Annotated in this window: 22 protein-coding genes; 21 read left to right on the plus strand and 1 reads right to left on the minus strand. The window is 41.6% G+C overall.

The window, feature by feature from the left end; translation table 11 throughout:
- Positions 1–579: 579 nt before the first annotated feature.
- From BLO53_RS11265 to BLO53_RS11350, 18 genes are all read left to right on the plus strand, one after another.
- On the plus strand, positions 580–2,184 hold the full coding sequence (locus BLO53_RS11265) for an ABC transporter substrate-binding protein (RefSeq protein WP_092061563.1): 1,605 nt from the start codon (positions 580–582) through the stop codon (positions 2,182–2,184).
- 121 nt (positions 2,185–2,305) lie between these two features.
- Entirely contained in the window at positions 2,306–3,250 is a 945-nt protein-coding gene (locus tag BLO53_RS11270) for an ABC transporter permease (protein ID WP_092061803.1), read from the plus strand.
- A 280-nt stretch (positions 3,251–3,530) separates the two neighbouring features.
- On the plus strand, positions 3,531–4,334 hold the full coding sequence (locus tag BLO53_RS11275; protein WP_092061566.1) for an ABC transporter permease: 804 nt from the start codon (positions 3,531–3,533) through the stop codon (positions 4,332–4,334).
- Positions 4,325–5,125, plus strand: coding sequence for an ABC transporter ATP-binding protein (locus BLO53_RS11280; RefSeq protein ID WP_092061569.1), 801 nt, complete (start codon positions 4,325–4,327; stop codon positions 5,123–5,125). Before BLO53_RS11275 ends, BLO53_RS11280 begins: the two co-directional genes overlap by 10 nt.
- A 38-nt stretch (positions 5,126–5,163) precedes the next feature.
- Complete coding sequence (locus tag BLO53_RS11285; RefSeq protein ID WP_092061806.1) at positions 5,164–5,943, plus strand: ABC transporter ATP-binding protein; 780 nt, start codon at positions 5,164–5,166, stop codon at positions 5,941–5,943.
- Between the two features lie 174 nt (positions 5,944–6,117).
- Positions 6,118–6,546, plus strand: a complete 429-nt coding sequence (locus BLO53_RS11290) for a hypothetical protein (RefSeq protein WP_092061571.1) — start codon at positions 6,118–6,120, stop codon at positions 6,544–6,546.
- A 167-nt stretch (positions 6,547–6,713) separates the two neighbouring features.
- Positions 6,714–8,222 carry a shikimate kinase gene (locus tag BLO53_RS11295; protein WP_092061574.1) on the plus strand — a complete coding sequence of 503 codons (1,509 nt, stop codon included), beginning with the start codon at positions 6,714–6,716 and terminating at the stop codon, positions 8,220–8,222.
- Between the two features lie 9 nt (positions 8,223–8,231).
- A complete protein-coding gene (locus BLO53_RS11300) occupies positions 8,232–8,966 on the plus strand; it encodes an epoxyqueuosine reductase QueH (RefSeq protein ID WP_092061577.1) in 735 nt (244 codons plus the stop codon).
- 31 nt (positions 8,967–8,997) lie between these two features.
- Positions 8,998–9,678, plus strand: a complete 681-nt coding sequence (locus BLO53_RS11305; RefSeq protein WP_092061580.1) for a hypothetical protein — start codon at positions 8,998–9,000, stop codon at positions 9,676–9,678.
- A gap of 25 nt (positions 9,679–9,703) precedes the next feature.
- On the plus strand, positions 9,704–10,354 hold the full coding sequence (locus tag BLO53_RS11310) for a prolipoprotein diacylglyceryl transferase family protein (RefSeq protein WP_330388897.1): 651 nt from the start codon (positions 9,704–9,706) through the stop codon (positions 10,352–10,354).
- A 123-nt stretch (positions 10,355–10,477) separates the two neighbouring features.
- Positions 10,478–12,247, plus strand: a complete 1,770-nt coding sequence (gene argS, locus BLO53_RS11315; protein WP_092061586.1) for an arginine--tRNA ligase — start codon at positions 10,478–10,480, stop codon at positions 12,245–12,247.
- Positions 12,248–12,440: 193 nt separating this feature from the next.
- On the plus strand, positions 12,441–13,784 hold the full coding sequence (locus tag BLO53_RS11320) for an MATE family efflux transporter (protein ID WP_092061589.1): 1,344 nt from the start codon (positions 12,441–12,443) through the stop codon (positions 13,782–13,784).
- A 100-nt stretch (positions 13,785–13,884) separates the two neighbouring features.
- Positions 13,885–16,395: an EAL domain-containing protein gene (locus BLO53_RS11325; RefSeq protein ID WP_176757254.1), complete on the plus strand. Its 2,511-nt coding sequence runs from the start codon at positions 13,885–13,887 to the stop codon at positions 16,393–16,395.
- Between the two features lie 14 nt (positions 16,396–16,409).
- On the plus strand, positions 16,410–17,039 hold the full coding sequence (locus BLO53_RS11330) for a L,D-transpeptidase (RefSeq protein WP_242875369.1): 630 nt from the start codon (positions 16,410–16,412) through the stop codon (positions 17,037–17,039).
- A gap of 76 nt (positions 17,040–17,115) precedes the next feature.
- Entirely contained in the window at positions 17,116–19,158 is a 2,043-nt protein-coding gene (locus BLO53_RS11335) for a SpoIIE family protein phosphatase (protein WP_092061595.1), read from the plus strand.
- A 121-nt stretch (positions 19,159–19,279) separates the two neighbouring features.
- Positions 19,280–20,146, plus strand: coding sequence for a hypothetical protein (locus BLO53_RS11340; RefSeq protein ID WP_092061598.1), 867 nt, complete (start codon positions 19,280–19,282; stop codon positions 20,144–20,146).
- Complete coding sequence (locus BLO53_RS11345) at positions 20,143–21,447, plus strand: hypothetical protein (RefSeq protein ID WP_143003240.1); 1,305 nt, start codon at positions 20,143–20,145, stop codon at positions 21,445–21,447. The genes BLO53_RS11340 and BLO53_RS11345 overlap by 4 nt, the downstream gene beginning before the upstream one ends.
- Before the next feature lie 114 nt (positions 21,448–21,561).
- A complete protein-coding gene (locus tag BLO53_RS11350) occupies positions 21,562–21,822 on the plus strand; it encodes a hypothetical protein (protein WP_092061604.1) in 261 nt (86 codons plus the stop codon).
- 3 nt (positions 21,823–21,825) lie between these two features.
- On the opposite strand, the gene BLO53_RS19225 is transcribed toward BLO53_RS11350, so the two are convergent.
- On the minus strand, positions 21,826–22,002 hold the full coding sequence (locus BLO53_RS19225) for a hypothetical protein (RefSeq protein ID WP_176757255.1): 177 nt from the start codon (positions 22,000–22,002) through the stop codon (positions 21,826–21,828).
- A 469-nt stretch (positions 22,003–22,471) separates the two neighbouring features.
- Here BLO53_RS19225 and BLO53_RS11355 point away from each other — a divergent pair, with 469 nt between their 5' ends.
- The 3 genes from BLO53_RS11355 (at position 22,472) to rsgA (ending at position 25,322) form a co-directional block, all read left to right on the plus strand.
- On the plus strand, positions 22,472–23,065 hold the full coding sequence (locus BLO53_RS11355; RefSeq protein WP_092061607.1) for a hypothetical protein: 594 nt from the start codon (positions 22,472–22,474) through the stop codon (positions 23,063–23,065).
- Positions 23,066–23,131: 66 nt separating this feature from the next.
- Positions 23,132–23,413, plus strand: coding sequence for a hypothetical protein (locus tag BLO53_RS11360; protein WP_092061609.1), 282 nt, complete (start codon positions 23,132–23,134; stop codon positions 23,411–23,413).
- Positions 23,414–23,747: 334 nt separating this feature from the next.
- Positions 23,748–25,322, plus strand: coding sequence for a ribosome small subunit-dependent GTPase A (gene rsgA, locus BLO53_RS11365; protein WP_092061612.1), 1,575 nt, complete (start codon positions 23,748–23,750; stop codon positions 25,320–25,322).
- Positions 25,323–25,350 lie beyond the last annotated feature (28 nt).

The raw sequence follows: 25,350 nt of genomic DNA on the forward strand, positions 1-25,350 counted from the left end.
CTTACACGAAAATAACTGAAAGGCGTAGATTCATATAAACAAGTCAAGAGAGTAGAACTAGAGGCCTTACACGAAAAATAAGCGTAGCCGTAATTTCATGCATCCAGCCTTCTCCAGCCTGCCACAGAACAGTTGATGGCTGCGGGCGTGGCGGGCAGTATTGCGGTGTAGCTGGAGCGTTTGTGAATCCGCGACCGGGCTTCAAAAGAGTAAGCTGAGCTGCAAAAATGCTAAAGCTGCGAGACATTCGCACGGAGGAGATAATGCATGAGGCTTTGAAACGAAGACTAGTTTTCTGCTTATGGTTCACTAGGATTTGAACCATAGAAAACTAGTCAGAGGAGCAAAGCCCATGCATTACGACGAAGGTGAAGCGAGCAGATTTAGCATTTGCAGCTCAGCGCTCACTTACAGCACAAAAACAGCGGATGCGCAAACACCCTGCGGCACCAAATACTGCGGGTTGACAATTCTTTGACGAAGTTTTATAGTGCTTATGTGGCGTCCGAGGAGTACGCCGCGGTCGTAGACTCCACTTCAGGGAGCTACAATTCAATTAAATAGGAGGAAGATTTTAACATGATGAGAAAAAGACTTAATGGAAGGGCAGCAAGCTATCTTCTATCTGTCGTGTTAACAACGCTGACTGTTGCATTGAGCGGATGCTCAAGTGACAAGGCAGGAGATTCCCAGAATCAGAGCGAGAACACAGGGGCAGGCACTGAAACAGTGACCAGCACAGAGACACCAGCTGCTGAGACTACGGATGATCTTTCCAAGCTTACTGTAGGAATACCTCAGGACATTGATGGTCTTGACCCACACAACGCAACAGGGGCAGGAACAAGAGAAGTATTCTATAACATTTTTGAAGGCCTTGTTAAGGCTGATGAAAACGGTAATCTTAACCCTGCTGTAGCCAGCGACTACCAGATTTCAGAGGACAGTACAACATACACTTTCACTCTTAGAGATGGCATCAAGTTCCACGACGGATCAAACGTTACAGTAGAGGATATCAAATATTCCCTTGAACGTAACATGGGCGTAGATGGCAGCGAGCCACTTATCAAGGCCTATAGCAAGATTGACAGTGTAAATGTAATTGATGACAGCCACGTAGAGGTTGTCCTTAAGGAAGCTGATTCAGATTTCCTGACACAGCTCACAGTTGCTATTATTCCAGCATCTAACGAGCATCCTGAGACAACACCTATCGGAACTGGCCCATATATGTATGTTTCAAACTCACCACAGGAGAATTTCGTTGTTACAAGATTCGACGATTATTGGGGAGAGAAGGCATATATCAAGGACGTTGTTTTCAAGATCGAAGCTAATATGGACGCTATCGTAATGGATCTTGAGGGCGGCTCTATTGATATGATGGCTCGTGTTACACCAACACAGGTTGCACAGCTTTCAGACAAATTTGAGGTTTATGAGGGAACAATGAACCTTGTTCAGGCTCTTTACCTCAACAATGCAGTTAAGCCTTTTGATGATGTAAGAGTTCGTCAGGCTCTTTGCTATGCTGTAGATCCACAGGGCATCATGGACTTTGTATCAGATGGTGCAGGAACAGAGGTTGGTTCAGCTATGTTCCCTTCATTTAGCAAATACTACATGCCTGAACTTAACGACACCTACAACCTTGATACAACCAAGGCAAAAGAGCTTCTTACAGAGGCAGGATACCCAGATGGATTTGAGTTTACTATCACAGTTCCATCTAACTATGGTCAGCACGTAGATACAGCCCAGGTAATAGCTGAGCAGCTTAAAGAGATTGGCGTAACAGCAAACATCCAGGAAATTGAGTGGAATTCATGGGTTTCTGATGTATACAGTGGCAGACAGTACGAGGCTACAGTAGTAGGTATCGATGCTTCTACACTTTCAGCATCAGCACTTCTTTCAAGATATGTATCTGACAATGGCAAAAACTTCGTAAACTTTAATAGTGAAGCCTATGATACAGCTTATGCAAATGCTTCTGCAGCAACTGATGATGATACTAAGACTCAGTACTACAAAGAGTGCGAGACAATCCTTTCACAGGAAGCAGCAAGCGTTTATATTCAGGACCTTCCTGAATATGTAGTCCTTAACAAGAAGTTTACAGGATATGTTTTCTATCCTCTCTATGTTCAGGATATTGCTAAGATCAGACCAGCGCAGTAAAAGATTTAGAAATACACGTTTATCATTGGACATATAGCCCTGTAAACATGTACAATAAAATACAAGTGGAATCTTGCATTATGCAGGATTCATGAGAAAAATGTTTGGCGGGGAATACGATATGAAATACACATTAAAAAAGTTTATCTCAACAGTAGTTACTTTGGTTGTGGTTTCATTATGCGTATTCCTCGCTTTTAATGTTCTTCCAGGGGACCCGGCCGTCAGAATGCTGGGACTTGAGGCATCCCCTGAACTTATTGAGCAGACAAGAGAGCGTATGGGCCTTAACGACCCGCTACTTGTCAGATATTTTAGATGGTTCTTTGCTTTTCTTCAGGGAGACTTTGGCACAAGCTATAGCTATAGCGTTTCCGTGGCAAGTCTCGTAGTCAAAAAGATCCCAATTACGCTTACACTGGGGCTTTTGGCATTTCTTTTCACAGTACTGATTTCTATTCCCCTTGGAATACTTACAGCTAAATATGAAAACGGAATCCTGGACAGGACAATTACCGTTATAAATCAGGTCATCATGGCCATTCCGCCTTTCTTTTCCGGAATCCTGATCACATTTGTGTTTGGCATGATATTTAAGCTGTTTACTCCAGGCGGATTTATTTCATATACAGATGATTTTGGCGGATTTCTTAAGTATCTCTTTTTCCCATCCCTGGCGATAGCCCTTCCTAAGGTGGCTATGACCGTCAAGATGCTGAGGGGCAACCTTATCGATGAATCGGGAAAAGATTATGCGAGAACCGCATATAGCAGAGGAAATAACACCAATGGTGTTCTATATAGACATGTTCTTAAAAACGCTATGATACCAGTCATTACCTTCCTGGGCATGGCTCTTGCAGACATGGTGGCTGGAAGTATCGTAATAGAACAGGTTTTCAATATTCCAGGTATCAGCAGAATTCTCCTTAGCAGCATCAGTAACAGGGATTACCCAGTGGTTGAGGCAATTATCATGGGAATCGCTACAATCGTTATTGTGATCAACTTTCTTGTGGACGTGATCTACAGGATCATCGACCCTAGAATCAGCATAGAAGATTGATACAAAAGCTAACATTATAGGGGAAAAGAAAGTTAGCAGGATAAAATGTATAATATTGGACTTTGTAAAATTTGTAAGCAAGGCTTGCTTGAGATAGTCAAAGACGAAAAGACAAATAAAATATATATTTGTTGTGATGAGTGCGAGGCGGAGAAATAAATAGACTAAACTGGGATGTGGATATTTTTGAACATCACAACTAAACCTCCCATAGGCAGGTTTTAATAAGTGTTATATGAGCAGTCGAAAATATCGGAATAAATAAGCAATGAAAAATAAAATGATAAGAAAATTTTTAAAAAATCCATACCTTGTTATTGGCAGCATTATCATGGGAGTGATCCTCCTTATGATAATTGTGGGCTTTTTCTGGATGCCTTACGAACCTACCAAGATGAGTGCCTCTGAGAAGCTTCAGGGGATTTCTTTTAAGCATCTCTTTGGAACTGACAATATGGGACGTGATGTCTTTAGCAGAGTTATGTACGGTAGCAGAGTGACTCTTATGATCGCCATTGGCACCATCATAATCGGCGCGGGAGTTGGCACTGTGATAGGGGCTGTGACAGGTTACTACGGCGGAATGGTGGACGAGGTTACCATGAGGGTTATCGATGCTCTTTTTGCCTTCCCTAGTATTCTCCTGGCTCTTGTAATTGTCAGCGTATTTGGCGTTGGCTGGCCGCAGCTTGTGGCATCTCTTGGAATTGCTTTTGTCCCCAGTTTTGCCAGAATTGTAAGAGGAGAAGTCCTCAGGGTAAAAAATATGGATTATATCGAAAATGCAAGGCTTCAGGGAGTATCTGATGTCAGGATGATATTCCTGCACATACTGCCTAACATTAAGGGAGTCTTTGCATCTTCTATACTTATTGGCTTTAATAACGCAGTTCTTGCAGAGGCAGGACTTAGCTATTTAGGCGTTGGCTCTCAGCCGCCCTACGCAAGTCTTGGCCGAATGCTCTCAGATGCCCAGCAGTACATGTTTACAAGGCCTAGCTACGTGTTGTGCCCAGGTATTGTAATAGTTCTTATAGTTCTTGGCTTTGCATTTTTAGGGGAGGGTATTAAGAGATGGGAATAATCCTCGATGTTACGGATCTTCACATAGAATTCCATGATTCCTCCACACCTGAAACTGCAGTTGAGGACTTTGACCTGATGCTAGGAAAGGGCGAAATTGTAGGAATCGTGGGAGAATCTGGCTCAGGCAAGAGTATGAGTGCCCTTGCGATTGCAGGTCTTTTAAACAGGCATGCCATCAGGAAGACAGGCAGAATCATGTTCAGAGGTCAGGACCTTCTAACCTGCGACAGGGCAGTTCTGCGTTCTTTTCAGGGAGATGAGATATCAATCATCTTCCAGGAACCCATGACAAGTCTTAATCCTGTCAAAAGAATTGGCTGGCAGGTGGAGGAACCGCTTAGGATCCACCACCCTGAGATAAAAAAGAAAGAGCGCAAGGAGCGGGCAATTGCAATGCTGGGGGACGTGGGACTTGAGCATGCCGAGGAAGTTTACTACATGTATCCTCACGAATTGTCTGGCGGTATGAGGCAGAGAGTTATGATCGCTGCAGCCATGATAGGCAATCCTCAGATTCTTATTGCAGATGAGCCCACAACAGCCCTTGATGTCACAGTGCAGGCACAGATTGTGGATCTTTTAAAGAAACTCAACAGGGAAAAGGGAACATCGATCATCTTCATTTCTCATGATCTTAGCCTTGTAAGCCAGCTCTGCGAAAGAGTTATCGTAATGCAGAAGGGCAATATCGTTGAGACTGGGGATACAGAAGCTATTTTCACAAGGCCCCGCCACAACTACACAAAAAAGCTTATTGCCGCAATTCCCAAGATTGATCTGGGGGAGTGATGAGGGCTGATCATTGTCAAAAATGGAAAATAGATATTATGGAAAAAGAAAAAGTTCTAAGAGTAAGTAACCTGAACGTCTTTTACAAGAACAGGAAGCACAAGCTCTTTTCAAAAACAGACAAAAAAATACAGGCTCTTTTCGATGTTTCTTTTGACATGGAAGAGGGAGAAGTGCTGGCAATAGCAGGGGAGTCGGGTTGCGGTAAATCAACCCTTGCAAGGGCTATTGTTGGCATCAACAAGGACTATCAGGGAAAGATTTGGCAGAAATACAACAGACCCCAGATGGTCTTTCAGGACCCTTACAATTCCCTGAACCCTGCCAAGAAAATCGGCTGGCTTTTGGAGGAACCCCTTAAGGTTGATAAAGAGAGAAAGTGGACCAAAGAGGAGCGGAAAAAGAGAGTAGAAGAGATCATGGAGGAGATTGAGCTGCCACTTAGTATGCTGGATAGATTCCCTTCTCAGCTGTCAGGAGGCCAGAGGCAGAGAGTCTGCATAGGAATGGCTCTTATGCGGGAGCCCAAGCTTCTTATAGCTGATGAGCCGGTTTCTGCGCTGGATGTAACTATTCAGGCACAGATCATGGAGCTACTTCAGAACCTTCATAAGAAGCACGGAATCTCAATTATCTTTATCTCCCATGACCTTAGAGTCGTCTACCAGATCAGTGACCATGTTATGGTCATGAAAAATGGCCGTGTTGTGGAGTACGGAGAGACCAAACAGCTCTACAAAAAGCCTCAGGCTGAGTATACAAGACAGCTCCTATCTGCCGCAGGTATCAGGAAGGATAAAGCAGCTGAAAATGCCTGAAAATCTCTTCGAAATAGTACAGAACTGAATTATAAAAAGTATATTAAAAGTCTTAAAATCCCATTAAACATGCCGGATTTTAGGGCTTTTTTTGTATACTTATATTAAGTATTATTGTGTTTTTTCCGATATATCCTTTGAAAAACATGGATGTGATCAGAAAGGACGAGGAGTATGGCATTAGATAAACTTGGTGGTTATCTTAATAACTATAATGCTTACAATATACCTCCGGCAGTAGATAACAACGTTAAGGTAGGCGATTTAGAAAAGGTTCAGGTTCAGCCAAATGAGCAGCCAAAGAAGGAACTACAGCAGGAAGAACCTAAAAAGGGCCTTGACCTTACCGTTGAAGAAATACCAGTCAGAGAGAATGCTTCAATTGAGAATATTGCTATTTCATTTGGACAGTATGACAGCTCCTCAATTGATCTTTTTGGCGAGAAGGGACTTGCATCAGAGGATATGAAGCAGGCTATCTCTGGAATGCAGAAGGACAAGATCCTCCACGAGTATCAGTACTTTGTTGGCGGAAAGGATATGACTGGCAAGCAGAGCAACATTATCACTGGAACAGAAGATGGTTTAGTTATCAAGCTGTAACATTTTTTATAATATGATTATTTCGGGAGACATCAAAAGGTGTCTCTTTTTCTTTTGTCCTTTCTTATTTGATTTTGCCGTGGTATAAAGCGTTAGGATTTAGTATAATTAGGACAATGTGACAGAAAGTTTAGATACCCTTACATCTGCACAAGAAGGAGGCTTCTATGGGGAACTATACTGATGGAAACACCAGGGTTTGCGGTCTTATTGGCAATCCTGTAAGACATACACTTTCACCGCTTATTCACAATATGCTGGCGGAGATTACGGGAATCAACATGGTGTATGTGCCATTTGAAGTTGAGACTGTAAATGTTGGAGACGCCATAAAGGGGGCTCTTGCTCTTGATATAAAGGGGATGAACGTGACAATCCCTCATAAAAGCGAGGTTATTCCTTATCTTGAGGACATAGACCCTCTTGCCAAGGGAATTGGAGCAGTTAATGCCCTGGTTAGAACACCAAATGGCGGCTTCAAGGGCTATAATACGGATATGACAGGCCTTTACCGCGCCATGCTAGATGAAGGCGTTGAAATAGCCGGACAAACTGTGGTTATCCTGGGAGCTGGTGGCGTAGCAAGGCCAGCAGCTTTCCTCTGTGGCAGCAAGGGAGCCAAAAGGGTTTATATCCTTAACAGAACTTTTGACAGGGCTTTAGATGTGGCAGATGAAGTTAACAGGGCTCTTTTTGATATGAAAAGAGATGACCATATTACCGCAGATGGGATAAATGCCGCAGGAGAGGCCATGGACTTTCCTGAGATAGTTCAGCCAATGCGCCTTGAGGACTACAAGGATCTATATCAGGAAAAAGAAAAATTCATAGCCCTCCAGTGCACTTCAGTAGGTCTTTTCCCGGATGTGAATAGCGCAGTTATTGAGGATATTGAGTTTTATCAGCATGTAAGTGCTGCTCTTGATATGGTCTACAGGCCAATTGATACCAAGTTTATGAAGCTTGCAAGGCAGGCTGGGGCTGTAGCTTACTCAGGCCTTAAGATGCTTCTGTATCAGGGAATTGATGCTTATGAACTCTGGTTTTCTGATGAACTTACTGATGAAAATGGAAATCCTGTGCGCATTACCAAAGAGCAGGCAGATGATATCTACAAATCTCTTATCCTTGAAGTTACAGGAGCTCGCAACATAATCCTTGAAGGCTTTATGGGAAGCGGCAAGACTACAGTTTCCCAGATACTTGCAGATAAGCTTAGCCTTGAAATGCTGGATACAGATGCCGCTATCGTGGAGGCTGAGGGCCGCAGCATCAACAAAATCTTTGCAGACGATGGCGAGGAAATATTCAGAGATATGGAGACAGCTCTTTTGGCTACTGCAGTTTCTGAGCATTTCAGGGAGATGGTGATTTCCCTGGGAGGAGGTCTGGTCCTTCGCGAAGAGAACAGAGAAATGTTAAAAGAACTTGGCAAGGTTATCTACCTTAGAACCAGCCCAGAGACAGTTTACGAGCGCGTCAAATCTGACGATTCAAGACCACTTTTAAAGGGCGAAGATCCTCTCGGCAAGATCAAAAAGCTGCAGGCTGACAGGGGACCGGTTTATGAGTCTTGTGCGGACATCATAATCGATACCGACGATTTGACGCCAGAGGAAGTTGCTAGTAAAGTCTGCGAAATGGTACTTGGAGACGGAGCTATAGGTCCATTTTGAGAAAGAAATATGAGTACAAATAAGAGAAATTATTCAAAAGAACTTGAAAAGAAAATAGAAGAATTTGGAAAAGAAAATGCGCATCCAAGGCTTCTTTTACACGCCTGTTGTGCGCCTTGCTCTTCCTACTGCCTTGAGTATTTAAGGGAATACTTTGATGTGACAGTTTTTTTCTATAATCCCAACATTACAGAAGAGGCTGAGTACAGGAAAAGAGTTGAGGAAGAAAAAAGACTGATTTCAGAGTACAATAGGCAGGTGGACGAGGGCTCTTTTGACGGGATGAATTCAGATGAAAGGGCCAGAAAGATTGAGATTCTGGAGGGAGACTACATTCCTAAGGATTTTCTTGATGCCGCAAAGGGGTATGAAGACTGCCCTGAGGGCGGTGACAGATGCAGGAAATGCTTTGAACTAAGACTTGATGAAACGGCCCGGATTGCCTGGGAGAAGGGATATGAGTATTTCACAACCACCCTAACGATCAGCCCGCTTAAAAACGCTGATGTTTTAAATGAAGTGGGCGAGGAGGCAGCAAGGAAAATCAACTTAGAGAAAACTGCGCAAGTTTCAGGGCAAGAGAGTTTTAGAGTGGAGTTTTTGCCTTCGGATTTTAAAAAGAAAAATGGCTATAAGCGTTCAATTGAACTATCCCATAAGTTTGGCCTATATAGGCAGGACTTTTGCGGCTGCGGATTTTCCAAGGCTCAGAGGGAGAGGGAAAAGAAAGAGCGTAGTGAATAAGTTTTGATGGCTATAGAAAAGGGGAATTAAAATGGGGAATGATATTAAATATGATCCGGTGACAGGTCAGCCGGTTTCAGAAGGTTTGGATGGCGGCCAGGGCCTTGATCCGAATATGCTTGCAGGTTTTGATCCTGCTACAGGTCAGCCGATACAGGCGCAGCCAGTGCCACCTATGCAGCCAATGCAGATGCAACAGTCTATGCAACAACCAATGCAAGGAAATCCACAGTATACAGTGAATGTAGATTCAGCAACCGGACAGCCAATACAGATGCAGCAACCACAGATGCAGCAACCAGTGCAACCAGGGTATTATGTTCCACCAGTAAATCAGCAGCCAAGGTATGTTGCACCAATTCCTCAGGTTCAGCATCCGGATGATACAGATCCCAAAGCTAAAAAGCTGGTTCTGGCTTCTGCTATATGCCTTGCACTTGGGCATATTATGCCGGGGATTTCTTCATATGTAAGTGCCCTTAGCAACTCTTTTTATGATGACGATATATCTTATATTCTTGGTGGTGGCGGATTTTTCCTGTATATTGCAGCGCTGATACTAATGATAGTTCTAAGAGTCAAGTATCCTAAGAATAAGGGCGGCAAGATCATTATGATCGTAATGATAGCTGAGATTGCCCTTACTCTTTTTGCAGTAATCATGCTTTTTGCAACTTGCTGGATTTTCCTTGATACTTTTGGATGTACTTGAAAATTTTGAAGTTATGTATAGATTGATGATTTTTCTATCCCTGCTTTTGGGAATTGGATTTGCAGTATTGAGGAGCAAAAGAAAAGGAGTGCCCGGAAACATTATCGGCTATACGGTGATGTTGTCAGTAGTACTTCTTTTGAGCCTTTCAATTGGTGTGACCTTTATAACTTCTGCCGGAGAGGCAATTGGTCTTAACGGTACCGGAGCTGCAGTAGGAATAGGTCTTGGAATTTTTACCATGGCTATGATATCCCCGCAGTATAAAAGGAAACTTGCAGGATCATTTTTTATGGCTCTTCCACTTATGTACGGAATTGGGAAAATAGGTTGCTCTTTTGCCGGGTGCTGCGCAGGGCTCCCATATCACGGGGCTTTTTCTGTGTCTGGAAGAGAAGGAGTAGAAGTCTTTCCCATACAGGCTCTTGAGGCGGCGGTATTTCTTTTGCTATTTCTAGGATCAGCAGTCCTGGATATCAGAGGGCATTTTAAGCCTGTAATTGCAGCTATAGTCTATGCCTGCGCCAAGATTATGCTTGATTTTCTAAGAGATACGCATGTGGAGCATATCTTTTCACAAAATCAGATCATGTGCCTTGTGATCGTGATTGTTCTGTGCACCATGCATATAATAAGTGCTATAAACAATAAAGACAGGCTGCAAGTCAGACAGTAATACGGATAAAATATAGACTTCACATAATTGGAAAACTCTGTTAAAATCGATTAAGTTATCTTCTTATAACAGTAAAAGAAAAGTTGAAGTTTAGTTATAAATCATAAGAAAGAAGGTTTAATTTTGGAAAAAGTACTTGAACTAATTTCTAAAGAAGTAGGAGATGCCTTTGAGGCAGCTGGATATGACAGGGACCTTGGAAGAGTAACAATCTCTAACCGTCCTGACCTTTGCGAATATCAGTGCAATGGCGCTATGGCTGGTGCCAAGAAATATGGCAAGGCTCCATTTATTATTGCTGATGAGGTTGCAGCAAAGCTCCAGAACAATGAAATGTTTGATAAGGTTGATTCTGTTAAGCCAGGATTCCTTAACATCACAGTAAGTGGAGATTTTGCAAGGGGATACATTGTCAAGATGCTCCATGAGAAGCACTTTGGAGTTGATAGACCTGCCCACGAGCCTACATACATCATCGACTACGGCGGACCAAACGTTGCCAAGTCTCTTCATGTAGGACATCTCCGTAGCGCAGTTATTGGTGAGAGTATCAAGAGAATCCTTAAATATACAGGTAATAAGGTAATTGGAGATGCACATCTTGGTGACTGGGGCCTTCAGATGGGCCTTGTTATTTCTGAACTTGAAGTCAGAAAGCCTGACCTGTGCTATTTTGATCCAAATTACGAGGGAGCATATCCCAAGGAAGCTCCTTTTACAGTAGAAGAGCTGGGAGAAATCTATCCTGCAGCCAGCGCCAAGTCCAAGGAGGATGAGGCTTTCAAGGCCAAGGCTATGGATGCTACCAAGAAGCTCCAGGATGGCTACAAGCCTTATAGAGCTCTTTGGCACCATATCATGAATGTTTCTCTTGCAGACCTTAAAAAGAACTACAAGAACCTTAACGTAGATTTCGATCTCTGGAAGGGTGAGTCCGACGCTGATCCAGTTATTCCTGGAATGGTTGAGTACATGAAGTCTCATGGATATGCACATGAGAGCCAGGGAGCCCTTGTTGTAGACGTTGCTGAAGAAACAGATACCAAGGAAGTTCCACCTTGCATGATCCTTAAGTCAGATGGAGCATCTCTTTACAATACAACAGACCTTGCTACAATCAAGCAGCGTATGGATGAGAACCACCCACAGGGCATCATTTATGTAGTTGATAAGAGACAGGAGCTTTACTTTACACAGGTATTTAGATGCGCTCGCAAGACTAAGCTCGTTATGCCTGAGACAGAGCTTCACTTTGTGGGCTTTGGTACTATGAATGGCAAGGATGGCAAGCCTTTCAAGACAAGAGCAGGCGGAGTTATGCCACTTGGTGATCTTATAGCTGAGATCGATGATAAGATGTACAACAGAATCAAGGAAGGCAATCCTGATATGCCAGAAGAAGAGGCAAAAGACACATCTCATAAGATTGCTCTTTCTGCCCTTAAGTATGGCGATCTTTCAAACCAGCCATCCAAGGATTACATCTTCGATATTGAGAAATTCACTTCCTTTGAGGGAGATACAGGCCCATACATTCTCTACACAATGGTTCGTATCAAGTCAATCCTCAAGAAGTATGAAGCAGAGGGCGCAAGCGTCAAGGATGCCAAGCTCGGCAATCCTGACAGCCCTGCAATGAAGGAACTCATGCTTCAGCTTACAAGATTTGCAGATGCTATCGAAGGCGCAGCCAAGGACTTTGCTCCTAACAGAATCTGTGCTTACATCTACGATCTTAGTAACGCTTTTAACAGCTTCTACCACGGAACCAAGATCCTTGCAGAAGCTGACGCAACCAAGAAAGAGAGCTACATTGCCCTCATCGCAACAACATTGAAGGTATTAGAAACAGGTATAGATCTTCTCGGATTTTCAGCTCCTGAGAGGATGTAAGCGATATGAGGACTGAGTAAATGCAATTTCGTGCTTGCACGAAAAATTGCATTTATGAAAGGACTTAACGGACATGAGGAAAAAAGACATACGAACGAAGTGAGTATGTCGATTTCCGAATGGACGTAGCATGGCGAGAGCGAAGCGGAGCCATGCGTGATATCGCGAACGAAGTGGTTCTAAAGGTATTTATATGAAAGACACACAGCACATGTTCAGCAACAGGAAGCTACTCCTGTTGCTGATTCCAATTATAGCGGAACAGTTTCTGAACTCCCTGATGGGAATGGCAGACTCCATGATGGTCAGCAACGTAGGAGCTGCGGCTCTCTCCGGAGTATCTCTTGTAGATTCCATCAATAACCTTGTGGTCCAGGCCTTTAATGCCATGGCTACAGGCGGAGTTATCATCTGCTCCACATATGTAGGACAAAAAGATATGAAAAGGGCTCAGGATGCCGCAAGACAGGTCATCCTCGTTTCAGCCTTCATATCTTTTGTTTTGATGCTCATATGTCTCATATTTAGAAACCAGCTCCTTGGAATGATCTTTGGCCAGATAGAGCCAGATGTATATAAGGCAGCCAGCATATATTTTCTTTTAACTATTCTTTCTTATCCGGGAATATCCCTTGCCGCTGCGGGAAGTGCCATCTTTAGGGCTCAGTCCAACACAAGACTTCCAATGAACGTGGCAATAGTGTCCAACATCCTAAATGTGGCCGGTAATGCAGTTCTTATCTGGGGATTTGGCCTTGGAGTTTATGGAGCTGCTATAGCAACACTCCTTTCAAGAGTCTTTTCAGCGGTAGTACTGCTAACTCTTTTACGTAGGAAGAATCAGGAAATATCCGTCAGAGATTACCTTAAGATCCGACCTGATTTTCCAAAAATCCATCGTATCCTGGCCATGGGAATTCCAAATGGAATCGAGAACTCCATGTTCCAGTTTGGTAAGCTGGCAATACAGTCATCAGTATCAACCCTTGGGACTATGGCCATTGCAGCTCAGTCTATGACTAACATTTTTGAGAACGTCAACGGAGTTGCCGGAATTGGCGTTGGAATTGGACTTATGACCATAACAGGCCAGTGTCTTGGCGCAGGGCGCAAGGATGAAGCTATTTATTACACCAAGAAGATGATCGGCTGGGGATATATAGCCATTCTTGTTAGCTGTCTCTTTACCTACGCTATTGCAAGGCCTGTCACATTCCTGGCAGGCATGGAACCAGAGAGCGCAGGGCTCTGCATCTATATGCTGGGCTGGATTACAATTGCCAAGCCACTTTTGTGGGCGCCTTCCTTTGTAACTCCTTATGCCATGAGGGCTGCAGGCGATGTGAAATTCTCAATGATAATCGCAACCCTAACCATGTGGCTGTGCAGAGTTACTCTGGCTACATACCTCATCAGAGTTGTGGGAATGGGAGCTATGGGAGTATGGATCGGTATGTTTGCTGATTGGGCAATAAGAGGTATTATATTTACCTTTAGATTCCGTTCTGGAAAGTGGATACACAGGGTTGTTGAGTAAAAGTTATTAGTGTTTTAATGGTTTTTTAATTAAATATCAAACTAATCTAAAATATAATTAAGGTGTAGTAATTTACGTCTATTTTGCAATGGTAAAACGTATGAATAAAGACAGGAAAAAGCTTCTTTTTTATGTGCGCTACACCTTAAGTGTGATTGGTGTTTTATTACTATTATCTTCAATATTTGAGCTCATCAGAATATCACGTTCCGACGAGCTTTCTAGTTCTGTCCAGAGCCCTACTTTGGTCAGTCATAGAGTACTTTTCCTGTGCTCATATAATTCGCTTTATTTTACTTATAATGATCAGATCGAAGGCCTCAAGGAGACCTTGTATCCAAACGGAATAGAGTTTGACGTTATTTACATGGATACAAAAAAATATGGATCTGAACACGACATTGATATGTTTTATACCTTCTTAAAGGACAGGTTAAAAAAGGATAACGGTTATGAAGCTGTACTTCTTGGAGATGATGATGCAGTTAAGTTTGCCTTAAAGTACCAGGATGAGCTTTTTAAGGATCTTCCTATGGTGTTTTTTGGAGTAAATGACGAAAACTTTGCCGAGGAAGCTGCCAAGAACCCCATGATGACAGGCTTCTATGAGATGGACTATCTTAGCGACTGTATCGATCTTGCAGTAGCTCTTTTCCCAGAGAGAAAAGAACTGGTTGCTCTTCACGACAATTCCGCAGCAGGTATAGCGGATGAAGAGATATTCTATTCTCTTGACTTAGAATACCCTGGATACAAATTTACAGATATAAACAGCGCTCTTCTTACGCAGGATGAGCTTGTTGAAGCATTGCAAGGAATTTCAAGTGACGATGCAGTGCTCCTTTATATGACCTGCTACAGCGACTGTGAGGGCAAGACCTATTCAGTTCTAGATAGGACTAATACGGTTGTAAAGTATGCAGATGTACCAATTATCAGGAATTACTCCGGAGGAAGAGAGCAGGGAGTTTTGGGCGGCGTTTACATGGACTTTAGGCATCAGTGCAGGGATGCAGCCCTTATCATTGTTGACATTCTGGAAAATGGAGCAGACATTTCTGACTATGCACTTGACCTTGATACACCTAGTAAAAGCGTGTTCAGCTATCCGCTAATGCAGAAATATGGCATTAGTAAAAAACAGCTTCCTATTTCTACGGAGTATATAGGGGAGCCGGAAAATCTTTTTACCTACTACAGTAAAGTGCTACCTGCTGCTGTCATGATAGTTACGGCGCTGCTAATCCTGATCGTTACTTCTAACATGGCTGTATCCCAGCAGAGAATAGATAATGAGCAGCTAAAGCGTTCAAAAGAGGATTTGGAAAAATCAAGGAACAGGCTAAAATACCAGGCGGACCACGATGAACTTTCAGATCTTCTAAATAGAAGAGCTATAGTTGATACTTTAGCAAGAAAAGTTAAGAGCGGTGATAAATATGCAATCGTCATGGTTGATATCGATGGCTTTAAGGACGTGAACGAGAACTATGGACATAGCATGGCGGATTATATTATCAAATATCTGTCAAAAGAGCTAAAGGAAATGTCCGAAAGGGGCAACTGGCTAACCGGAAGATACGGCGGTGATGAGTTTATCATCATGATTCCTAATGTGAATCTTGATACTGATTCTGAAGAAGTAATACAGATCCTGGAGGCCTTTAGAAAGCCTATAGTTGTGGGCGAAGAGACGATACTTCTATCTGCCAGCATAGGAGTTTCAAATTCGAATTTTGAGAACCTTCCGGAGCAGCATATCATAAATGCTGAAATTGCCATGTATGAGGCCAAGAATATGGGCAGAAATACTGTATTTATCTATGCTGACGAGATGCAACTTAGGCTGAGGGAAGAAAGCAGGCTAAAGAATCTTGTGATTGAAGCCTTTGACAGAGACCAGTTCTACATTTTGTACCAGCCAAAGGTAGAGACTCTAACTGGCAAGGTGGTTGGTTTTGAGGCACTGGTAAGAGCTGAATTTATACAGGAAGGCCCGGGAGTATTCATACCTATAGTAGAGAAGAACGGCTGGGTCACAAGGCTGGGGCGTATTGTGACTGAGAAGGTCATTAAGCAGCTTGCAGTATGGAAGGCTCAGGGAAAAGAACTACTTCCGGTATCCATTAATTTCTCTTCTAAGCAGGTTAATGACCTGGGTTATGTTTCTTTTCTCAGTGACCTGTTAAAAGAGTACGATATACCCGCTAAATATATAGAGATTGAGATAACAGAGAGTCTTTTGCTGGAAAAGAGTATTCAGTCGGATAGGCTTTTTGCAGAGCTTAAGGGGCTTGGCATCAGGATTCTGATGGATGATTTTGGAACAGGTTATTCATCCCTTGGATATCTTATTTATGTCCCTGTGGATGAGATAAAGCTTGATAAGTCCCTTGTAGATAATTACCTTGTTCCGGAAAAGGATGGTTTTATAGGCGATGTTATTAAGCTTGTTCATGACATAAATAAAACTATTATCATTGAAGGCGTAGAGGAAGAATGGCAGTTCAAAAGACTTTGCGATTTTCAGGCTGATGCTGTTCAGGGCTATTACTTTAGTAAACCTCTTGACCCTAGTTCAGCTATCGATTTTCAGGTAGAAATAGATTGAAAGGAAGTGGACTTATGAATATGAGAAAAGTGCTTGTAAGGAGCTGCCTGGCTGCGGCGATGTTTATCTTTTTACTGGGAGCAGGCTTTAAAAAGGCCAAAGCCAGTGATTTTGACCCGGGTTTTTATGCTTCCTATTATCCAGATGTAGCGGCGGCCTATGGGACAGACCCCAATGCTCTTTACAGCCACTATCTTACCTTTGGAATTAATGAAGGAAGATTTAAAAATGCCCAGGAGGCGGCAACAGGGCAGAGAGATGATACTTTGGATACGCCTACTACTTATGTGGATGTGGATCTTACAAATCAGCAGATGATCTATTATGTTGACGGAACACCAGTAATAACGTCTTCAATTGTTTCAGGAAATACCAGCAATGGCAATGGAACGCCAACAGGAGTATTTTTTATAAACGCCAAAGTCCCCGGAAAATACCTGGTGGGACCTACCTGGAATGTGTGGGTCAATAGATGGATGAGATTTACCGGAGCTGTGGGACTTCACGATGCCAGCTGGAGAAGTGAGTTCGGAGGTGAGATCTACAAGAAAAATGGGTCTCATGGATGCGTGAATCTGCCAAGTGATGTGGCTAATTCTCTTTATGATATGGTAAACATTGGCACCATGGTCATAGTTCATTGACCACTTATACTATATATAGATATTTTTCTTTTTCATAATTCGTTTGTATAAATAATTAGGCAGAGGATGTAGGATCATGTTATCAATGATTATCAAAATGTCAGCAATATCGGCACTTTACGTTGCCTTAACAATCGTTTTGTGGCGCTTTTTCAGGGTAAAGAAATTAAGCAAGGCTTCAATACTTATAATAGGACTTATCTATGGCATGTGTTCAGTTTTGTCTACTCACTTTGGGGTGGACTATGGAGACATGCTTTTAAATCTGCGTGATGTGGCGCCTCTTGCTGCGGGACTTTACTTCCACCCGGCAGCTGGCGTTATAGCGGGCCTTATAGGCGGCATAGAAAGATATATAGCTGGAACTTACTTTGGAATTGGATCCTACACCAGAATTGCCTGTAGTGTGTCTACATGCCTTGCGGGTTTTGTAGCTCTTTTGATGAATAAAAAGGTATTTAAGGGCAAGAAGCCATCGCCTATGTTTGCTTTCTTTATGGGAGCAGTCATGGAAGTTTTCCATATGTATGTGGTATTTATCACCCACAGGGATGACATGAGGATGGCTTTTGTGGTTGTAAGGGCCTGCGCTATACCGATGATCATATTTACTGGAATTGCCCTTTCTGTTATGGCAATCATAATGCAAATCCAGGCGGGGGAATGGAAAAATCCATTCAGGACTGTTTCTGATGAGAAAGTATCGGTATCTCAGACCTTCCAGAAGTGGCTATTTATTGTTACATTGTCAGTAATTGCCGTAAACTTTGCTTTTTCGTTTTTGGTTCAGACTCGGTCTGCCTATCAGGATGGCCGAAACAGGATAATCGATCAGGTTGAAGATGTGAAACTTAGATTTTCAGCGGGTCTTAAGTACGTTGTTCCTGAGTCCTCTGAATATTTTGAAATCATAAGGCCTGACGGGACTATAATCGCCGGCAAGCATATAAACGATAAGGTCCCAATAAACGCCCTGGCCAGCATCCAGGACCATCAGGGCAAGGAAATGTACAGGGCAGAATATTTTGAGGAAATGGCCTTTAACAAGGTTGATGCGCTTTCTTCTGATCTGCTACTTCTTACGTATATTCCTGAAAGTGAGATGTACTGGTACAGAAACGCTCAGGCTTATGAAACAGGCTTTGCGGATATTCTGCTATTTACGGTTATATATGTGCTGATTGCCTTTTTGGTAAGGCAGATTGTGGTAAATAACATTGACCTTATTAATACCTCTCTTGATAAGATCACTAATGGTGACCTTAATGAGGTTGTGACGGTAAGGAACTCCTCTGAGTTTGCGTCCCTTTCTGATGATATCAATCAGACTGTTGATACTCTAAAGGGCTATATAGATGCTGCGGAAAAGAGAATTGAGCAGGAACTCTTTTTTGCAAGGACCATTCAGGAGTCATCCCTTCCGAGGGTTTTTGATTTCCCGGGTAGAGATGAGTTTGAGATTTTTGCATCTATGAAGGCGGCAAAAGAGGTAGGTGGAGACTTCTACGATTTCTTTTTCGTAGACAACAAAAGGTTTGCCCTTGTTATAGCGGATGTTTCCGGTAAGGGAATTCCGGCATCTTTATTCATGATGAGAAGTAAGACAGCTATCAGAAGTTTTGCTGAGACAGGTGAAACTCCTGGAGAAATCCTGTCAAAGGCCAACAATGCCCTTTGCGAGGGCAATGATGCTGAGATGTTTGTCACTGTCTGGCTGGGAATCATAGATCTTTCAACTGGAGTCATGAAGTGCGCCAATGCAGGTCATGAGTACCCGCTTATAATGCGCGCAGGCGGCAATTTTGAAATCTTCAAGGATAAGCACAGCCTTGCGCTTGCTGCCATGGAGGGATTAAAGACCAAGGAATATGAGATTGAGCTTAAACCTGGAGATAAGCTATTTGTCTACACAGATGGTATTCCAGAGGCTATAAATGAAGAGGTTGAGCAATACGGCACTGACAGGCTCACAAATGAGATCAATACTGTAAAAGATAAGTCTTTTACCAAGATACTTCCATTTTTGTCCGATTCAGTGGCCAAGTTCAGGGGCAGTGCTGAGCAGTTTGATGACATTACTATGCTGGGATTTAATTTCTTTGATTATTTGAAGTTATAAGGCGCTTGAGCATGCAACAGATGATTCCGCTATTTTGTTTTTTATTTTAAAGAGCCTTCCGTTTTTGGTATAATATGCAAGGCTTAAAAATATAAAGAAACATGATAACGGGAGAAAAGTTTTGAAAGCGGAGTTTTTATTTACTACTGATATAGTCGAAAAGAGACAGAGTCAGTGGCCTTTTGATGAGAAAACTAATGAGATGGCCTATGTTTCAGGTGGCGCCAGATCTTATATCACGGTCACTGAGAATGGAATAAATGAAGTAATAAGGGGCTATGATGGCCTTTTTAAAGATGTTACCTGCAACTTTAGTGAGATAGAAAAAGTTAAGTGGACTGAGGATTATCTTTTCCTAAAGACTAGCAGACATACTTTTGGAATAAAGCTTGATACGGTTTATGAGGGAAGTCTTGATGAGATCACTTCTAAGGTCAAGGCTGCAAGGAAAGGCCGCATCAAGTCTTTATTTGCAAATTCCAAAAAGGAAGATGGTATTTCCAAGGAGGCTAGGGATTTCTTTAGGGCAAACAGCTCTTTAGATGCTAAGAGAAGTAAACTCCCTCTTTCTGCAAGATTCAGGCCAAATATGATTGGTATGATCTTGTTTGTTGCCTATGAGCTCGTTAACCAGTTGGATTCGGCTTTGTTTGACGGAGTTGGTTTTTATAGCCCACTTCCAATTGTGCTTAGTGTTCTTTTAGCTGCGGTGCGTGGCTTTGCTGCAGGCTATATCTATACATTTTTTGTCACCTGGTTTTTCCAGCAGAAGGAAAGCGTAAGAGTGGCATCCATAGTTCTTTTCCCTGTTACATTTGTAGCTTTTGGTTTAATGGCTGTTGTAGGGGCAATTCCTTATACAATCTATTTGCTGATAAAGGGCAGGACTACGGCGACTTTTGACAGGATTGTCAACGTCAGTGCTGTATTTTTTGGCGTGGCTGCAGTGGCTGTCGTGACTTATTTTGCAACGATATTTCTGGTATGAAAAAGGAACGAAAGACAATGAGTTATGCAAGACCAAATAGTGCCAAAAAAGAATCGGCGGGTTGCCTGTTTGGGTTACTGACTTTTATTCTCGAGATGCTGGGACTAATTCCGGGAATATATATTGTGAAGTTTGTTGACGACACTTTTAATAATAGCATCCTGACTCAAATTGCAGTCTTTATTTTTCCATTTCTTGGCATGGTTATAGTTGTATTATTGATGGCTTGCCTGGAAGAAAGGATAGTAGCTGCAAGGCATCCAGAGGTTTCTCCAATGGATGAAGCTGAGAAATACTTGCCAAAAGAGCCATTTGAAAGGGTACCTCATTTTGGAAAGCTCTTTGGAGATGATCAGGTAGATGAGTTGATTGGCAGTTATAGCTTTAGTCCCTATATAGATAAAAAAGGAAATTCGTCTAAATTCATAAATTTAAGCGAAGATAAAAAGTGGATGCAGCTACTGGGAAGTTACCTGCCACTTGATCTTTTATGCGGTTATAACGAGAATACAAACTTTCTCTATACAATTGACGGTGCAATTATTCAGCTTCCTAAAAGGGCCAAGAAAACTGATGTAAAGGATCAGATCAGAGAATTCCTGGATGCGCGCGGGATGTACTATAAGTTTTTGCCATCTTCTTCTGAAAAAGTGTTTAATGAAATTAGTAAAAAATATGGAACTTTGTCTAGGGCTGACTGGAGCAGGATGCGCTATGAATGGGAAAAGAATATACTTAGTAATAAAAAGGTATTTAGAGAATTAGGATTTCAAAAGTATACCCCACATTCCGCTAGAGTTAAGGAAAATCAGTACTTTTTTGAAAGAGTTCTTACAGCCAATGAACTTGAAAATACTGCGTTGGCAGTAAGAAGAAAAGAAATACCGCTTTCTGATTATCTTGTTTTTGAGAAGTATAAGAATGAATATAGCGTCTGCAATGGTATTGAACTTATAAAGCTTGTAAATGATTCTCAAAAGAAAGAGAGCTTGGATTTCCTTTTTGACTGCCTAAGAGATGTAGATGAAGCTTATTTCATGCCTGCTGCAGAACTTTTAAAGGACCTACCTGCTGACCTTGTATTTAAAAAGATGGAAAAGAATGCAAGGAGAGCCTACGAAAACAGAGATGCGAACAGACTTGCTGGAATCCTCTATTTATCTAAACTGATGGGCCACGAGACGGAATATATCAGGAAGAAAAAGGAAGAAATAAGGAAGGGCAAAGAAGAGGAACTTCAAAAAACTATTGAATCAGTTTATGATACAAGGAAGTATGTAAGGTATATGATGGAGGAATGATTGACATATACTAATAAGGATATATAAAGACGGTAATATACAATTTCCAGTTGAATATTTTGACAGGCATAATTATTATGATAGGTACAGCATAAAGTGCCGGGATGGAGAAAAATGGAACAGGGAAATTATAAGAATACTAAGAGAAGAGTATTGATATTGTTTATTTTGAGGGTTTGCCTATGGATTGTGGCGCTTGGCTCAACAGCTTATTGGATTTACTATTCGGTGCGCCTTCACATGGATGGCATATTTGCACCAGAACAGTATTCACCAATGCTGAGGCCAGTTTTGTATACTTGCCTGATAATTGCGATTGTAGCTATTTGTATGAGTTTTGTGCTACATGCAATTTCGAATAAGATAAAAAGATAATATTTAGTTGCTGTTTTTTGTTCTAACACTAAAGCTGTAGTTGTATCCGTAGCTCTTAGCAAATTTCTTTATTGACAAAACTTCTGATACGCTATCAACGGCTATTGTAAGTACGCTACCAGTGAGCTCAGCTTCGTAGCCGTTATTATTTAATATTTCCAAGAATTCTTCTTTTCTCATATTCAATATCTCCTACATTTTCTATTTCGATAATGAGGTTCGCTACAACGCGCAAACCTTGTATAAAATATCACTAACATAAATTTTATGCAATGCAAATTCTGTGAAAATTGTGTGTCCTAGGTGAGCTGGAATTTTGTGGGGGCTTCCTGGTCTACACGAAAGTGCCGGTTAGAGCCAAATGCATATAAGCAAGATTAAAAACAAACAAAGAAGTATAGCTAGAATTTTTTGACGTGAGCAACAATATGAATAAAATAGTAATTGGCCTATTATTAGCATACGAAAGGCATGAAGAAGAACAATGTTCATTGTGAAGAGTCATATAGAAAATCCCGTTTTGGACCGGAGAATTATCTAGTCTACTGGGGAAGAACTGTAAACTTTGAAATCGGTGCTAAATGTAGCTATATCAATGGTGGCTGGAAGATTGAATTTTGTTAGGAAATATTAATGGTAGAATAATAGTATGAATAACTATAATTCTGCCATTTCTTTTTTTATTAATATAATTATATTTTTTGTAACGCTGATATTTACTGCACAGCTATTCTTTAAAGACAGAAAGTGGTGTCCACAAAGGGCAAAAGAAGCTTTCAGGTTCTTTACGGTTCAGAGTAATGTGTTGTGCGCTATATCTGCTCTTTTTATGTTGCTTTTTCCTGCATTAGAGTGGGCGTACTATCTAAAGATTATTGGTACTTCTGCTGTAACTGTGACCATGATGACAGTTTTATTATTCCTTGGACCTGTTTTTGGATATCAGTACATGTTTAAGGGATCTGACCTGTTTATGCATTTGCTGACGCCGCTTATGGCGCTAGTATCATTGTGCGTATTTGAGAGAAGAGGAGTAAGTTTTGCTCAGGCGTTTATTGGAATAATCCCGGTAGCATTATATGGCCCACTATATCTGTATAAGATAAAATTTGCGCCTGAAGGAAAAAGATGGGATGATTTTTACGGTTTTAACCGAGGAGGCAAATGGAGAATATCATATGTTTTGATGCACATTGGCACGGCAGTGCTCTGTATTATCTTGTATCTGTTGCTTAATATATGATCTCTTTCTCCCCAATAACTTTATAGCAATCTGATTTGATGATGGCATTGTGATTTGGAGCATATTATGTATTCAAAAATAATTATTTGTCTTGACGGGAATGAGGATGAAATACTTACGAAGCAAGTTGCTATGCTGAGTGAGAGACATCATGCTGCTATTGAAAAAGTAGATTCTGAGAGGGCTGCAAGAATTATAGCAGATGGTGATACTGATATTCTGTTCATTTGTGATAATGAGGGACTATTGTCGAGGGCAAAGGGCAGAGGAATAATAACGAATACTCCAGCTAAAATGAAAGAATCTTATGCTAAAGCGATGGAGATGTTGAAAGCTTTAGGCAAATGAGAAACTCAAGTTGACTAGATTCTGATATGCTGATAGACTTAAGATATACCAAATAAAGGAGAAAGCGAGGTAAATTTGATGCGTGTAGTTAGAACAGAGATTGTAACTAAATACAGTATGATGACCTCGGTTTGTGCCTTATAATACTTGCTTTATTTTATGATGCTTATTTAACCGTGGCTAGTGAGCTGCGGTTTTTCTTTGCCTATTTCTGGGCATTTTCCAAATTCGAGGTCTCCATAGATTCTTGAACGCATTTATATTATTGTGATCAAGAAGTCACTCTAGATGAAAAATGATGTTGTAAAAACTCATACAAGGAGATCAAACTGAAATGAATAATATAGTTATCAGAAAAGAAACTAAGGACGATTTTTACTCTACTGAACTTATGACAATGCGAGCATTTTGGAACCTTCATGGACCGGGATGTAATGAGCATTATCTGGTACATAGGCTTAGAGAAGCCAGGGAATATTTGCCCAAGCTAAGTCGCGTGGCAGAAATTGATGGGAAGATTGTAGGAGCTATTTTTTATTCAAAAGCCAGAGTTGTAGATGGGGATAAAGAGCATGAGGTTCTGTGCTTTGGTCCGTTGGCAGTTGAGCCCATCTATTGCAATATGGGAATAGGCGGAAGATTATTGGAAGAGACTATAGCACTTGCCAGAGAGGCTGGATATAAGGGAATTGTAATATGCGGTGAACCGCAGTATTATCCAAGACATGGGTTTAAGACCTGCGATCATTTTGGAATAATTCATCCTGCCTTTGGAAATAGTGACGCTTTTATGGCATATCCTCTGAGCGATGAATTTGAAAAGGTTCACGGATATTTCTATGAAGCGCCTGTTTTTGAAGAGGGTGAAGACGAAAGAAGTGTACAGGAATTTACAAAGGGCTTTCCTTACTATAAGCCTCTTAAACTTTCATGCCAGTGGCTTCATATTGAAAAACTTGGCCGAATATCGGAAGTTGGCAGGAATAGTTATAAAATAAGATTTTGGGAACAGGAGATTTCTGCAAGGCTCAAAGGAAATTTTTTTGAAAAGAATCCTGATATTGTCCCAGTTGTAGGAGATTATGTGACATTTCTTTATAACAGAAGAGGAGATAGTATAATAGTTTCTGTATGTGAGAGAAGCACTTTTTTGCAGAGGCCTGACCAGGCCAAAACCGGCGTGATGCAGAATATGGTCTCTAACGTGGACTACTGTTTTATAGTTACTTCTCTTAATGAAGACTATAGCTATAACCGCATTGCCAGATATGTGAGTATTGCTCTGCAGGGCGGGGCAATTCCGGTTGTTGTTCTTACCAAGACAGATCTGTGCAATAATGTTGGGCGTTACATAAGAGAGGTTGAGAGCATTTCAGATAAAGCGGAAGTTCATGCAATCTCAGCCCTGTACAATATTGGTCTTGATGAGCTGGATAAATATTTTAAGCCTGGCAAAACGATCTGTCTGATGGGATCCTCAGGAGCTGGGAAATCGACCCTGATAAATGCCATTACAGGGGAAGAAACCATGAAAACCTCTGAGATAAGGGAAGATGATGACAAGGGAAGGCACACCACAACGCATCGACAGATGATTTGCCTTGAAAATGGTGTATCCATAATCGACACTCCGGGCATGAGAGAAATTGGAATGGCCAATACACAGGATGGAATAGATGATACTTTTTCTGATATTCTGGAACTTGAGAGCCAGTGCAGATTTAGCGATTGCAGGCATGACACAGAGCCTGGCTGCGCTATTAAGGCAGCCATCGAAAGTGGCGAGCTTTCTTTAGAAAGATATGAGCTATACAAGAATCTTGGGGCTGAAAACACACGCAACTATGCTAAAAAGAAGATGATCTCAAAGTGGCAGAAAGAATATAAAAAATATGGAAAGATAAGATAATCGCCGTTCTAATGTTATACTTATATAT

Source organism: Butyrivibrio sp. INlla14 (genome assembly GCF_900102515.1).
In the GTDB taxonomy this organism is placed as follows: domain Bacteria; phylum Bacillota; class Clostridia; order Lachnospirales; family Lachnospiraceae; genus Butyrivibrio.